The 14,614-nt window shown below is 61.0% G+C and carries 10 protein-coding genes; 5 read left to right on the plus strand and 5 right to left on the minus strand.

Annotated features, from left to right (window positions below; all coding sequences use genetic code 11):
• The first annotated feature begins 119 nt into the window (after window positions 1-119).
• Window positions 120-1,316 carry a hypothetical protein gene (locus FTW19_RS24965; RefSeq protein WP_147650259.1) on the plus strand — a complete coding sequence of 399 codons (1,197 nt, stop codon included), beginning with the start codon at window positions 120-122 and terminating at the stop codon, window positions 1,314-1,316.
• 71 nt (window positions 1,317-1,387) lie between these two features.
• Here the strand turns inward: FTW19_RS24965 and FTW19_RS24970 are convergent, their stop codons facing one another.
• Window positions 1,388-3,664 (minus strand): N-acetylmuramoyl-L-alanine amidase, encoded by a 2,277-nt coding sequence (locus FTW19_RS24970; protein ID WP_147650260.1) that lies wholly within the window; start codon window positions 3,662-3,664, stop codon window positions 1,388-1,390.
• A gap of 308 nt (window positions 3,665-3,972) precedes the next feature.
• Window positions 3,973-6,651 (minus strand): alanine--tRNA ligase, encoded by a 2,679-nt coding sequence (alaS, locus tag FTW19_RS24975; protein WP_147650261.1) that lies wholly within the window; start codon window positions 6,649-6,651, stop codon window positions 3,973-3,975.
• A 126-nt stretch (window positions 6,652-6,777) separates the two neighbouring features.
• Here alaS and FTW19_RS24980 point away from each other — a divergent pair, with 126 nt between their 5' ends.
• Window positions 6,778-7,926, plus strand: coding sequence for a GGDEF domain-containing protein (locus FTW19_RS24980; protein ID WP_147650262.1), 1,149 nt, complete (start codon window positions 6,778-6,780; stop codon window positions 7,924-7,926).
• 220 nt (window positions 7,927-8,146) lie between these two features.
• Here the strand turns inward: FTW19_RS24980 and FTW19_RS24985 are convergent, their stop codons facing one another.
• Complete coding sequence (locus FTW19_RS24985) at window positions 8,147-8,662, minus strand: DinB family protein (RefSeq protein ID WP_147650263.1); 516 nt, start codon at window positions 8,660-8,662, stop codon at window positions 8,147-8,149.
• 246 nt (window positions 8,663-8,908) lie between these two features.
• Here FTW19_RS24985 and FTW19_RS24990 point away from each other — a divergent pair, with 246 nt between their 5' ends.
• The gene (locus FTW19_RS24990; protein WP_147650264.1) at window positions 8,909-10,141 is read left to right on the plus strand and encodes a YXWGXW repeat-containing protein; all 1,233 of its coding nucleotides are present in this window, start codon (window positions 8,909-8,911) and stop codon (window positions 10,139-10,141) included.
• 158 nt (window positions 10,142-10,299) lie between these two features.
• On the opposite strand, the gene FTW19_RS24995 is transcribed toward FTW19_RS24990, so the two are convergent.
• Together FTW19_RS24995 and FTW19_RS25000 are read right to left on the minus strand one after the other, a co-directional pair.
• Entirely contained in the window at window positions 10,300-11,196 is an 897-nt protein-coding gene (locus FTW19_RS24995) for a hypothetical protein (RefSeq protein WP_147650265.1), read from the minus strand.
• Window positions 11,193-11,702 carry a regulatory protein RecX gene (locus tag FTW19_RS25000; RefSeq protein ID WP_246153488.1) on the minus strand — a complete coding sequence of 170 codons (510 nt, stop codon included), beginning with the start codon at window positions 11,700-11,702 and terminating at the stop codon, window positions 11,193-11,195. The genes FTW19_RS24995 and FTW19_RS25000 overlap by 4 nt, the downstream gene beginning before the upstream one ends.
• A gap of 440 nt (window positions 11,703-12,142) precedes the next feature.
• Here FTW19_RS25000 and lepB point away from each other — a divergent pair, with 440 nt between their 5' ends.
• On the plus strand, window positions 12,143-12,940 hold the full coding sequence (lepB, locus tag FTW19_RS25005; protein ID WP_147650267.1) for a signal peptidase I: 798 nt from the start codon (window positions 12,143-12,145) through the stop codon (window positions 12,938-12,940).
• Window positions 12,941-14,575 carry an AsmA family protein gene (locus tag FTW19_RS25010; RefSeq protein WP_147650268.1) on the plus strand — a complete coding sequence of 545 codons (1,635 nt, stop codon included), beginning with the start codon at window positions 12,941-12,943 and terminating at the stop codon, window positions 14,573-14,575.
• Window positions 14,576-14,614 lie beyond the last annotated feature (39 nt).

Genomic DNA, 14,614 nt, shown 5'->3' on the forward strand with positions numbered 1-14,614 from the left:
TTTCGGGACGTCGTGTTGGATGCATCAGCTTTGCACCCGGACTGCTGCCTGACACCCGTTGGCAAGGCGCTTTACGGTCAATTCACCGTGCTTCACGGGGAGTAAACTGTTGATTGGAAATGAAGTTCAGTCCGGAAGAGATCGAACAGTACCGGGGCGTCACGGAGCGGGTTTCAAACGGTTCTCAGCTTGCCGCTTCTCCGAAACTCAGGGAGTTCCTGAACTACATCGTGGACTGCGCTCTGCGTGAATGCCCGGAAGAGGCCTCAGAACAACAGATTGGAGTGAATGTCTTCGGCCGCAAGCCGGGCTACAACTCCAGCGAAGACTCGATCGTTCGATCGCAGGCGCGACTGCTGCGGCAGAAGCTCGCCTCCTTTTTTAAGGAGGAAGGTGCATCGGAGCCCATCACCATCGAGATTCCCAAGGGCCACTATCTACCTCTCTTTAAGGCGCGCTCGATCGGCGAAGTCAGTCTTCCCGCAGTGGCGTCCGCCCTCTCGCTTCCCTCATCAGTCATCGCTCCCGAGAGCCGAGGGCGAATATCGCTCGGCATCATCTTTATTCTGGTGGCACTGGCGGCGGGCCTGGTGCTTGGCTATGCCCTGCCGCGCCGGACTGTTGCATCGGCACAGTTGCACGATCCCTTGTGGGCGCCGTTTCTCAGCCAGGACCAGCCACCGCTGGTGATCTACAGCAACCCCGTCTTTCGTGGCGCTCCTTTAAAAGATGGGCTTCGGCTGCTTCCTCCCGGCACGGCCAGCAATGCGCCCGAAGACGACACCTACACCGGTACCGGCGAGGCACAGGCTATCTATACCCTGACGCGTTTCTTCGATCGCGCGAATCGTGACTTCGTGCTGAAGCGAAGCAGGCTGGTGACGTGGGATGACGCAAAGTCGCGCAACCTGGTCTTTCTGGGAGCTTCAACGCAGAACACGGCGCTGGCGGAGTTGCCAACGGCGACCCAGTTTGTCATCCGCCTGGATGAAAATGCCCACGGCTATGTGAGTAATGAACATCCGCTTGCGGGGGAGCCGCATAAGTTTGTCACCGACAGTAGCGATGAGTACGCCATCATCGCGCTGCTGCCTGGCCTTGAGTCTTCGACGCGGATTCTTGCTTTTACAGGATTGACGACCGTCGGTACACAGTCTGCTGTGGAGTTCGCACTGGATCCAATACATCGTGCGGATCTGGCAAAACGCGCCGGGCTGGACCACAATCTGGCGCGGCCGTTCGAAGCGTTGCTACGGGTACATGTAAGACGTAACGTCGGCCTGGACTCAGAGATCGTCGCGTTTCATACGCGGTAGTTGCGGTTCGAGCTTCGCTCGAAGACCCACATAAGCTTCGCGTATGTGGGGCACCCGGAGTCTGGGCTCGACTAGTTTCCGGTAGCCTTTGGGCCGCCGCTATTCGCGTCGGCGAGCTTCATACCGCTGAGGCCACTGGTATAGCGGGCAACACCTTTATAGATGGACTCGGCGATGCGCTCGCGATAGTCCGCCTGGCGGAGCTGCGAGGCATCTCTCGGGTTGGTCACGAACGAGATCTCGGTGAGGATCGAAGGCATGTTCGCACCAATGAGTACGACAAACGGAGCCTTCTTGATGCCGCGGTTCTTCAGGCCGTCATTCCCCTTCTGCAGGCCGCTGTAAAGCGACTGCTCGACGTCGAAGGCGAACTCACGCGACTCTTCGATCTTGTCCTTTAGCGTGATCTTCTTTACCAGGTCACTCAACTGCGAGATCGACTGATTGGAGACTGCGTTCTCACGAGCGGCAACCTCCAGCGCATCGGGCTGCGAGGTGAAGTTCAGATAGTAGGTCTCGACACCGCGCGCGGAGTCATCGCGTGAGCTGTTGGCGTGGATGGAGAGGAAGAGATCGGCCTGTGCCTTGTTGGCAATCGCCGTACGTGTCTCCAGCGGGATGAAGGTATCGTCGGAGCGTGTATAGACGATCTCCGCACCCAGACGCTCGTGCAGCAATTTGCCGAGACGTAGCGCGACGTCGAGCACGACATCTTTCTCCATCAGCCCGTCGACACCGATGGTGCCGGCGTCATGGCCACCGTGGCCGGCATCGATCACGATGCGGCCGATCTTCAGACCAAGCGCACGCACCAGAGAGGTTTCGCCCGCAGTGGTCGGTGTCGCGACATGGCCGATGGACTCATCCGCAGCGGTGATCTTCTTTCCTTTGCGCTGTTTCTTGTCCGCGGCGGGAGGAACGGGCAGGTCGCTCACCGCAACCTCCACCGGGCGCACACTCGCAGCGATGGGCTGTGTCGTGGGAGCGGACGTTGCCTTCACCTTGCCGGGCTGGGTGCTGAGATTCGCGACCTCACGCGTACTCGCCTGCTTCGTCGCAATCGTGCTGGGCACGGCCAAGACCGGAGCCACACTCTTCTCCGGAGCGGGAGGCAGAGGCTCATCCTCGGTAATGGGATCGCTTGCCGGGCGAGAGATACCTTCGTGCTCATCGCCCGCGGGCTTGGCGGGTTTGTCGGCGACCTTTGCGGTTGCGCCATCGCTCGGCTGTTTAGCGGCAACTTCGGTGGGCTTGTTCTTCCCTGCACCCTTCGATCCGTGAATATCGATGATGAGCCGGTAGGGATTCGGCAGCAGGAACGCGGAGTACTCAGTGACATTGCTCACGTCGAGCACGACGCGGGTCACGTCATTCGAAAACTGGGCGATGCGGATCTTCTTCAGGAAGCCGTCGTCGGTGACGGTAAAGTTCTTGCCGACCATGTCCTGAGCCAGCCGTGTGCCGTGCAGATCGAAGAAGATGCGCTCGGGATTGGGCACGCGCGCGGCCTCATACTGGACTTCATCCCCGAGGTCGATGGCAACGCGTGTGTAGTCCGGCGTGGACCAGTGGCGAATGCCGCTGACCTGTGCCAGCGCTCCCTTGTGGCGAGGTATGGGCGCGGTCGAGACCGGCTGCAGTTTCTGCGAAGAAGTATCAACCGGTGCACTCGAAGGCGTTGGATCGATCGCAGACCCCGAAGCCGCTCCAGAGGTAAGAGGCATCGCGGGCAACCGTGCCAGGTTGTTTTGGCGAGGCTGCGGCATCTCCACCGGAGGCGGCGCTGGCGGAGCAGCCGCAACTACCGGCTGACGCGGAGCAGGACGGTCGCCATGCTTGATGGCGTCGAGACCGGCGCGAGCGTCCTGCGCTTCCGTCGAGCGAGGATAACGGCGCAGCAGCTCGTCATAGTGCTGGCGGGCGAGCTTCGCGTCGCGGAGATCGTTCTGCGCAATGATGCCTTCGGCCAGGAGCGCCGGGATCCGCAATGACGAGCCGGGATACTGCTTGCGCAGGAACTCGAATTGACCGAGCGCGGCCTGGAACGACTTCGGATCGTTCAGACTGCGGCCCTGCTCGGCGAGCAGCTCTCCCACGGCGAAGATGGAGCCGGGAGCGTGCACGTCGGCGGGGTTGGCGTGATAAATGGCGCGGTAAGCGTCCATGGCATGGGCAAAGGCCACTCGGGTCCGCTGTTGCTCGGGCGTTGCTTCGAGCTGCTCGCGCAACTGCTCGGCCTGTTGCCAGGGCGAGACCGTGACCGCCTTCTTCCGCACCGCCGCCATCGCCAGCGTAGAGACGCACAGACCAACAACGATTCCAGAGCGAATTGAGGCAAAGACACGCATGCGGCAGCGCCGGCAAAAGCCGAAACGCTTCCAGTTTACCGAGCAGTTAACCCGGAAACACTGCACAAAAACCGGAGCGTACTTGGGTGGTAAATGGGGGTGTCGGGATCGATCCCGGGAAAGCCACCCAACCGATTGGGCCACTTTTGGGTTTGTCATTTCGTAGCGAAGCGGAGAAATCTGCTTTCCGCCTATATCTTGGCGCCCCTCGGAACGAGGAAACCAGGTCTCGCTTCGCTCGATACCCCACCCTTTGCTTGCGCAAAGAATGGGGCAACGAGATCTGTGGTTCCTAAACTTCGGTTTCTCTACGACAATAACGATTTCAGGGTCTCGGTTGCGGAAGAGATGGCGCCGTCGAGCGCCGCGACATCCGATCCGCCGGCTTCGGCCAGGTCAGGACGACCGCCGCCCTTGCCACCGACCTTGGCTGCGAGCGCGCCGACCAGCTTGCCGGCGTGCACCTTGCTGCCGGCGAGATCTTTCGTGGCGCCGACGATCAGGGCTACCTTTCCATCTTCGGTGGCCGTACCCAGCACCACCACACCGGAGCCGATCTGGTTACGCAGGTTGTCGACCAGCTCGCGCATCTGGTTGCGGTCCAGGCCCGGCACGCGCTGCGCCAGCAGCTTGATGCCGTCTACATCGACGGCCGCATCACCCGTAACCGCGGAAGCCGCCGACTTCATACGCGCCTGGTCAAGCTCGCGCTTCAGCTTCTTCAGCTCCTCTTCCTGCGCGGCGATCTTGTCGCGAAGCGCCACGGCAGGGTCAGCCGCCGTCGTCGCACCGACGATCTGTGAAGCGACACGAGCCACATCGAAGTCCTTGCGGAACTCGCTGAGCGCACCTGTACCGGAGACTGCTTCAACACGGCGGACGCCGCTCGAGACCGAACCCTCGCCGACAAGCTTCAGCAGGCCGATCTCGCCGGTGGCCGCGGTGTGGATACCGCCGCAGAGCTCGGTGGAGAAGTCGCCGATCTTGATGACGCGCACGCGGTCGCCGTACTTCTCGCCGAAGAGCGCCATCGCCTTCAGATCATTAATAGCCTCGTCGATCGGCACATCTTCGAAGACCTGGACGGTGGTGTTCTTGAGCACCTGTTCGTTGACGATGGACTCGATCTGTTCGAGCTCTTCGTCCGCGACCTGCGAGAAGTGCGAAAAGTCGAAACGCAGGCGCTGCGGATTGACCAGCGAGCCTGCCTGCTTGACGTGCGTACCGAGCACCTCGCGCAGCGCGGCGTGCAACAGGTGCGTGCCGGTGTGGTTGCGCGTGGAGGCAGCACGGACTTCGCCATTGACGACGGTGTCGAGGACGTCGCCGACAGCGATGGGCTGACGCGCGACCACCTTGTGCGCAAAGACGCCCTGCACCGGCTTGGTACATCCAGCCACATCGGCGACAACCGAGTTGTGATCGGCAGAATAGAGCCAGCCGATATCGCCCACCTGACCGCCGGAGTCGGCGTAGAAACTGGTGGTATCGAGGACGACCTCGCCGGCATCGCCGGGGTTCAACACAGTGGCGCCGACGCCATCCTTAACTATAGCCAGAACCTTCGCGCCATCGACACGCAGTAGCTTGTATCCCTGGAACTCTGTCTTCGCGAGGTCGCGGAAGACCGGAGCGGCGGTCTTCTGGGAGCCGCCCTTCCAGGAAGCGCGGGCGCGGGCCTGTTCTTCTTCCTTGGCCTTCTCAAAGCCAACAAGGTCGAACTCAATGCCGGCATCGCGGGCGGCGTCCACCATGAAGTCGAGCGGCATGCCGAAGGTCTCGTACAGACGGAAGGCGAGAGCGCCGGATTTCAGCGTCTCCTCGTTCATCTGCGAGAGACCGAGCTGCAGCGTGCGGGCGAACTGCTGTTCTTCGGCGAGCACGACCTTGGCGACGCGGTCGGCGGTCTCGTGCAGCTCCGGATAGGCCGTTCCCATCTCATCGCGGACGGCATAGACCATCTCGTGCATGAAGGGCTGCTCCTGCCCCAACAAACGTCCGTGACGAATACCGCGGCGCATGATCTTGCGCAGCACGTAACCGCGGCCTTCGTTGGCAGGCAGCACGCCGTCACTGATCAGGAAGGTAGCGGCGCGGGCGTGGTCGGCGATGATACGCAGCGAGGCACGCGAGCGGTCGTCGATATCCGAATCCTTCTCGACCCTGTGGTGAGTAAGCTGTTCGGCGCGATTGATCAGCGGTGTGAACAGATCGGTCTCGAAGTTCGAGATCTTGCCCTGCAGCACGCAGGCGATGCGCTCCAGGCCCATGCCGGTATCGATGGAAGGCTTGGGCAGCGGCGTCAGCGTGCCGTCGGCGGCACGATCGAACTGCATGAAGACTAGGTTCCAGATCTCGACATAGCGCTGCTCATCCTGCGGGAAGGGGACGTCCACGCCCGGCTGGTCGGCGGCCTCGAGGCCAAGGTCAAAATAGATCTCGCTGCAGGGGCCGCAGGGGCCGGTGTCGCCCATCTGCCAGAAGTTATCCTTGGCGCCCATCTCGAAGATGCGCTCCCTGGGGACTCCGGCCGCAATCCAGAACTGCTCGGCCTCATCGTCGCGGGGCACGGAGCCCTCGCCGGCGAAGATGGTGACGTAGAGCTTGTCTTTAGGGATGCCGTACCATTCCGGGCTGGTCAGCAGTTCCCAGGCGTAGGCGATGGCGTCCTTCTTGAAGTAGTCGCCGAAGCTGAAGTTGCCCAGCATCTCGAAGAAGGTGTGGTGGCGGCGGGTGAAGCCGACGTTTTCGAGATCGTTATGCTTGCCGCCGGCGCGGACGCACTTCTGGCTGGTAGTGGCACGCGAATAATCGCGCTTTTCCGCCCCCAGGAAGACGTCCTTGAACTGGTTCATGCCCGCGTTGGTGAACAGCAGCGTGGGGTCATTGGCCGGCACCAGCGATGACGAATGGATGCGGCGATGCTGCTTGGTCTCGAAAAAGCGAAGGAAATCCTCGCGAATCTGGCTTCCGGAACGATATTGCATGACCTGTTAAGTCTAGCAGCGCGGCGCGGCCATTTTTGCCGTTGCGTTGCCGCCCTCCGCCTGCAACACTAAGCGCAAGTACCCCAAATGATGTTTTTATCCGTTCTCTGAACGGACTACGGCCCAATGGATATCAATACTCTTTTCTTCGTGGAGTCGAGCCTGTTTTTCCTCTTCGGCCTCACGATGCTCGTAAATTCCCTTGCGAACCCGGGTCTGCGCGGAGCGTACTGGTTCGTTGCCTCGAACCTGGCCGGAGGCGTTGCCCTGTCGCTGCAGGGCGCACGCGCGCATCTGCCGGTGACGATAGGCATTGTCCTCTCAAACCTGCTCTTCGTAACGCAGTTGGTGTGCCTGAACCGCGCCGTCACCGCCTTTCTGGGCCGCATGGAACGGATGTGGATCGCCGTACTCGGCGTCTGCATGGTGGGAATGTGCGGTGTCGCGTATTTTTCGCTGGTGCACCCTGATATCGGCGTACGGGTTGCGGTCATCTCCGCCATGATGGCAGCGCCGGCGCTGATGACAGCATGGGTACTCTTCGGGCCGGCGGCCCCCGGCGTACGGACCGCATCGCGTCTGCTGGGCTCAGTCTTCCTGTTCTTTGCCGCAGTCACCTCCGTGCGCGGGTATGCGGTCTACCGCTTTCACGTCCCCAGCTTCTACTTCATCTGGCTGGACCTGATCGTGATTGCAGGCATCGCCTTCGGGTTTATCTGGATGTCGGCGGCCCAGTTGCGTGAGGATCTGGAGCGCCAGGCTATGACCGACCCGCTCACCGGGGTGCTGAACCGCCGCGCCGTGGAGCGTGAGGTGGTAGAGCTGCTGCAGCGCTCGGCGAAGACCGGTGGAACCATCTCGGCGCTGATGCTGGATATGGACCACTTCAAAGGCATCAACGATCGCTTCGGCCATCATGGCGGCGACAAGGCGCTACTGGCGGTAACGCATGCCATCCGGCGCTCGGTGCGCGGCACCGACCTGGTGGCTCGGCTGGGCGGGGATGAGTTCATGGTGGTACTGCCGGATACCCCTATGGAGATGGCCCGTATGATCGCCGAACTCATCCGCGGAGAGGTCTCCTCCCTGAGGGTGCAGACCGAAACCCATCAGTTCCAGGTGCGGGTCTCAGTCGGCATCACCACGCTGGTGGGCCAGATTGTGGGGCTGGAAGATCTGATCAAGCAGTCTGATCGCGCGCTGTATGAGGCGAAAGCGGCAGGACGGAATCGGGTATTCCCTTCAGGCGAATTTGAGCCGGCGTTTATGGCTTAGGTTTCCAGGCGGATCGATAAATTCGGTTGAGCCACCGCTTTTTGATTTGTCATCCCGCAGGGATCTGCTTTTCTTCCGATTTTGCCCAGGCAAAAGCATCGGAAGAAAAGCAGATTTCTCCGCTATCCTTCACCCCAACCCGGCAAAGCCGGTTGGGGACCTGGGGCGTTGCCCAGGCTGGTATAGAGCGCGCCTTCAGCGCTTGGGGCCCTGGCACCCTTCAGAGTCCTTCAAACAACTCCCAGATGCGGGCCAGGTGATGGTCATCGTGTTCTGCGACAAAGAACAGATGGTCCGTCAGCGTCATGGGCTGCTTCAGACGTGGGTGCACAATGCTGCGGTCCCATGCCTCTTCTTCCAGAGAAACCACGCGGGTCAGAAGCCTGCTGCGCGCACTGCGGAAGCCGGAGAGTATCTCTTCCAGTGGACGCTCGTTATATCCACCGTCGGTTGTTGCGCGATTGGCAAGGTCAGTAGGTGTAAGGGTGTTGCTGCCTCGGACGAAGTCTTCCACCCGGGTGAGCCATAGCGGCTCGAGCTGCAGCAGATGGCCGGCATTCTCCTGCGCGGACCAGCCATGTTCAGGTCTGGCGATCAGCCGCTGATGGGTATAGCCTCGCAGCTCTTCCTCCAGTCGCGCTGGCGTGCCGCGCAGACGCGCCATCAGGTTGGGTAACAGCTCCTTTGGATATCCGAAGGAAAACTTCCGCTCAAACCACACTGCAATCTGCGTCATGCTTGCTCTCCTTAAATTCCGCGAGAGAAGTGTGCTTTACCTTCACGGCTCCGCGCCATCGTTATAAGTAAAAATGCATTACGCATAAACAGAGCAGTGGATGCGCAACCCCTGCCGCAGGTTTTGGTTGCCTTTTGCTGACGAAATTTATTTTCCTCCTCCGCTGCAACATTCTTAAATCGCGAGGGTATGAGGGAGTGGACCCGCCGTATATAAGCGGACACAAAGGTCGCAGGAGTTTCCCCCATGTCGCTTCTCACCCGAGGTCGTACACTTTTCGTCGCCGCCGCGATGTTGTTCTCCGCAGCCGTTATTCAGGTGCCGCAGAGCCAGGCAGGCGTGTTTATCTCAGTTAATTTTGCTCCGCCGGCGTTGCCTGTCTACACGCAGCCGCCGCTTCCTGCACCCGGCTACATCTGGACTCCTGGTTATTGGGCCTATGGCCCCGGAGGCTACTACTGGGTTCCCGGCGTATGGGTTGCGCCTCCACGTCCAGGTTTCTTGTGGACCCCTGCCTACTGGGGCTGGGAGAATGGCGCCTATCTCTTCCACCCCGGCTACTGGGGACCGCACGTCGGCTTCTATGGCGGCGTTAACTACGGCTTTGGCTACTTCGGTTCCGGCTTTGGCGGAGGCGAGTGGCGGGGCGGCAGCTTCTTCTATAACAGCGCCGCCGCGAACTTCGGCAGCGTTCACGTCACCAATGTGTACGTGAACAAGACCGTGATTGTGAACAACACCACGATCAATCGCGTCAGCTATAACGGCGGCAATGGCGGCATCCAGATGCGTCCGACTCAGTTCGAAGCAAGCGCCATGCGCGAGAACCACGTAGTAGCGACCAACGAACAGATGCAGCACCAGACCTTCGCCTCGCAGAACCGCGCGCAGTTCGCCACAGCGAATGGCGGACATCCTGGAGTGATGGCGGCCGCGACTCCTGCCTCGTTCCATGCCAATCCGACGAATGCGGCGGCAGCAGCGCGCTTCAACCCGAATCAGCGTGAAGCCAACCAGGACCAGCGCATCGCCAATGGACTGCATAGTGGACAGATGACCTCCGGCGAGGCTGCCCAGGCGGAACGGACACAGGCCAACATCGATCGGCAGGTCCATAACGACCGTGCCGCGAACGGTGGCTCACTGACCCCCCAGGAGCGCCAACAGGTCAACCGCGAACAGAATGCGGCCAGCCGCCAGATCTACAACGACAACCACAACGCCAACCGCGTTGCTCCGAACGCCGTGAACAATCGCGAAGCCTATCAGCAGCAGCGGGTTGCCAACGGACTGCGTGATGGCCAGCTCAACTCAGCCCAGGCTGCACGCGACAATCGCCAGCAGGCCGGAATTGCCCAGCAGGTGCACAACGAGCGTGTCGCGAACGGCGGCGCCATGACCCAGCAGCAGCGGCAACAGGTCAACCGCGAACAGAACCACGCGGGACGCCAGATTAACCGCGAGGAGGGCCGGCGTTAGCCGTTCCCTTCCCGCCCTAACCGAAGAAGAGCCGTGGCCTGAAGCATTTCCCTGTAGATGTGGTGTAGGGCTTCCGCATCGATGGGCGATATCCGCAATGAAAACGCCGCTGCAATTCTTTTCCGGGATACCCAGCAACAGGGAAATGCTCTCTGTCGTCAGCCGCGGCTCTTCTTCTTTTGTGTCGTTTGCAGGTCGGGCGCCCATGTCCAGCCCTCCATCGCATGCAGCGGATCGCGTGGCTGAACAAGCTGCGGAAACTCATCGCGCCGTTCGACCATCACCATCATGCTGACCAGAGCATCAAAGGCGTCCTCCCCCGCACGAGCCGTCTGCAGCACCCCGCGCGGCAGAGCGGCATAGGCAGGATCTTCTTTCCGCTTCCGCAGCAGATACTCTGCACGCTTTTCCGGATTCGACTTGTGGACCGGCCCGGTGTTGAGCCGCGTGTATATCTCCACCACCAGCGGCAGCTTTGGCCGGTCAAAGGGCCAAACGGAAAAGCCTGCTTCGCGGAGTTGCAACAGCACCGGCATGCCGCGCAGCGAAGCCGTGCCTACCGAACCGGAACCGCCGATCTGGAAAACGGACTTCGGCGTGATGCCTTTCACGCGCAGCGCGCGCTCTTCCTCGGGAATCAGTGCCGCCAGCTTGCAGTCAATGTCAGTAGCGCGCAGCATGCGATGCAGCCGGTCGCCTGAGAACTCCGCGGGTCGCTTGTGTGGCTTCCCCCAGAAGCGGCGGTCTTCACACTCGCGCGAGAGCCATCGCTCGCCGTGCTGCTCGGCCACCAACCGCCAAAAAGCAGGAGCGCTCTCCATCTCCAACTCACGCAGGAACCATGCCGGGAAAGAAAAGCAGAAATCGAAGCCGACGACCAGCGACGGATCTTCCTTTGCCAGCTTGATCAGCCACTCGGCCGTCTCCTGCCGCGTGCGGCCGTTGGTCAGTGTGACTTTACCGTTGTGCCAGCGGGCGGCGTAGATGTGACGGCGTTGCCCAGCAGTATCGACGCGGCCTGACCAGTCGATCGCAATGACCTGCGCGACGCTCATTCCATCTCGTCCAGGCTTTCAACCTCAGCCAGCACATCATCGCTGGCCTTCAGTTCCTTGAGCGCCGCAAAGATGGTGCCGGTGGAGAAGCCGGCCGCAGCTAACCGCCGCACGATCCGTGCCGACTCTTTTTCGTTGGTCGGCGCGGCGATCCGCTTTTTGCGCAGGTGTTCGCGGGCCAGGTCGAGCTCTTTCACATCTTCGAACGCTGCCGTGAGTGTCTGCTCGATCAGAGGAGACGCAATCCCCTTCTGCCGGAGGTCATTGGCGATACGGCGCTTGCCGAAGGCCTGGTTCTCCTGGCGGAGCCGGGTGAAATCGGCGGCAAAGCGTGGATCGGAGAGATAGCGCATCTCTTCCAGCCGGGCAATGACACGGCCGATCTTTGCTTCGCCCTCGGCGGAGTCTTCCACACGGGCCTTCATCAGCTTCTTCAGCTCGGCCACGGTACGCATGCGGCGGCCCAGGGCGGCGGCAGCGTAATCCAGCAGCTCAGTCTCACTCATCGGTTCACGCGCTTTGGGTTTACGGAACGGCATTGACGTGAGGAGATTCTAGAAGAATTGACGGACGGGGTTCGGGGATTGATCGTCCCTGACGAATCTGGTTAGCTGGGTCGAACCGGGTGGGAGCCGTGGGCTTTTAGCCCACGGTCTATCGGCTCACTATAAAAATGGGCTTTAAGCCCTGGGCTTTTCTGCCCATCAGGAAAAGGCCCAGGGCTAAAGCCCATTTACTTTTGCGCCTTTATCAGCGGGCTGAAGCCCGCTGCTCCCACCCGTTAAGCCAGGGTCCGGGCTGTCTCAAATCAATCGAATTTGCCGATACGCCCTAGTCTGCGGAGTGCTCGTTCAATAGCCTCTTTTAGCCCTCTTTGTTGACGACAAAGCCCCCTTTGGCCCCTCCGGAGACGCGACCAGTTACACTTGCTGAGGAGAAAGTTCCTTTGCCAAACGAAGAGCAGCAGCCTGCAGAACAAAAGCGCGAAGAGACCCTGCTCGAAAGCATTGCCTCCATCGCCAGTGTTCTGGCCGTGGGTCTCTTCGTCATGACGTTTATCTTCCAGAACTTTGAGATCCCGTCGGCCTCCATGGTGAAGACGCTGCTGATCGGCGACCATGTGCTGGTCGACCGTGTCACCCTGGCCCCGCAGAGCAAATGGATGCCTCTGGTGCACTACCGCCAGCCCCACCGCGGCGACGTCTTCGTCTTCCTGAAGCCCGGCTGGCCCGATCTCTTCCTGGTCAAGCGTCTGGTCGGCCTGCCCGGCGACAAGATCCATCTGCGCAACGGCATTCTGTACGTCAACGGCGTTCAGCAGAACGAGTCCTACATCTCCAAGCCCGGTGACCGCGACGAGAACGGAAATATCCGCGAGTATCAGGAGTTCCGCGACGACTTCCCGATGTATCCGCCGCCGTCTTTTTATTCTTCAGAAGACGTGCCCGGTGTTTGGCGCGAGGACCTTCCCTCCCACATCCAGGGAGAGGATCTCGTTGTTCCCCCGGGCAAGGTCTTCGCCATGGGCGACAACCGCCTGGACTCACTGGACAGCCGCTTCTGGGGCTTCGTTCCCATGGACAACATCGTCGGCCGGCCTATGTTCGTCTACTGGTCGTTCGAGACTCCGGCGGACCAGATCAACAAACAGACGGTCGGCGACCGCATCGGCTTCGCAGCCCACGTGATTCTGCACTTCTTCGACGAGACGCGCTGGAAGCGTACGCTGCACCTGGTGAAGTAGATGTCTGAGATCGGCGCACAACCGAAGCGTTCGCGGCGTCGGCGTATCGCCATGGCTCTTGGCCTGATTGTTCTTGTGCTGGTAGCCATCTTTGCGCTGCCCCTGATCAACGTGGGCCGCTATCGCCTGCGGGTCGCGCAGAGCATCAGCGAGGCCATCGGCCGGCCGGTGCACATCGACAACATCACCCTGAGCATGCTGCCCACGCCGGGCTTCACGCTGGAGAACTTCGTCATCAGCGAAGATCCGGAGTTTGGCGCAGAGCCGGTGATGCGCGCCAACCAGGTGCACGTAACTCTTCGTTTGAGCTCGCTGTGGCGGCGAAAGCTGGAAGCTTCCTCTATCTCGCTGACAGAGCCCAGCGTGAACCTGGTCCGTGCCGAGAACGGCCGCTGGAATCTGCAGGGAATCCTGATGCACGCCACGCAGGTGGACGCCGCCCCTACCGCGCAGCCCAAAGCCGGTGCCAAGCCCCGCTTTCCCTACATCGAAGCCACCAGCGCCCGCGTCAATCTGAAGCTGGGCAACGAAAAGACGCCCTTCTCTCTTACCGAAGCCGAGTTTGCGCTCTGGTTGCCGAATCCGGACGAGTGGCGCATTCGCCTGGAGGCGCATCCCTCGCGTACCGACACCGATGCCAGCGATACCGGCGTTCTGCGAGTTGAAGGCACTCTGAAACATGCCGACAGCTTCAGCCAGGTTCCGATCGATCTGCACGGCGTATGGACCAAGGCTCAGCTCGGCGAGACCAGCAAAGTACTGACCGGAGCCGATGCCGGTCTGCGCGGAACCCTCGAATGGGGAGCCAACGTCAAGGGCACCTTCTCCGAGTCCAACGTGCAGACCTGGATCAAGCTGGAAGGCCTGCGCCGCGCGGAGTTCTTCCCGGCACAGCCGATCTCGGCGGAGATACGCTGCGGACTGCGCGCCACCAACCGTTTCCTGACCCTGGATGATGTGAAGTGCGAGGCGCCCGTCGATGCCGGCGCCGTTGCCCTGGGCGGACGGATCGAAGACGTCCGCGAGCCGGAGAAGGCGGCGATCCAGCTCGGACTTCGCCAGGTTGCCGCGGATACGCTGCTGAACTGGGGCAAAGTTGCGAGCTCACGCGTATCGCCGCAATGGACCGCCTCCGGAACCGTCGATGCGGATCTGACCTACGGAGCAGCTAGCGGATGGAAGGGGCATCTCACCGCCAACAAGCTGGGACTCTCCGCAAAGAACAATGAGGTCATCAAGGACCAGACGGTCGAGCTGACTGACGTTGCCGTGACTCCAGTGGTATTCAAAGGACGCCCCGGCCGGAAACCCGAAATGAGCAATCCGCAGGGCGATCTGCGGCGCTATGCCTTCACCTTCGATCGGCTGCCGGTGGAGCTTGGAGGAGAGGATCCTGCCCAGGTCAGCGGCCGATTCGATTCCCATCTGAGCCTGATCCAGATCACGGGTGAGGCCGATGCGACGAAGACACGGGATCTGGCCGCGCTGACTCCACTGGGCGACCAGATCGATCCGCTGCTGCCGAAAGACGGCTCCACCCAGTTGAACCTGAGCTGCCAGCACAGCAATACCACTCCACCGTTTACGTGCGCCACGAATGTGGTGCCTCCTGCGCGCGTTGCGCGCAGGAGGTAATTGAATCATGGAATAGATTGAATAATTGAAGAATGGGCT

Source organism: Terriglobus albidus (assembly GCF_008000815.1).
GTDB classification, from domain to species: domain Bacteria; phylum Acidobacteriota; class Terriglobia; order Terriglobales; family Acidobacteriaceae; genus Terriglobus; species Terriglobus albidus_A.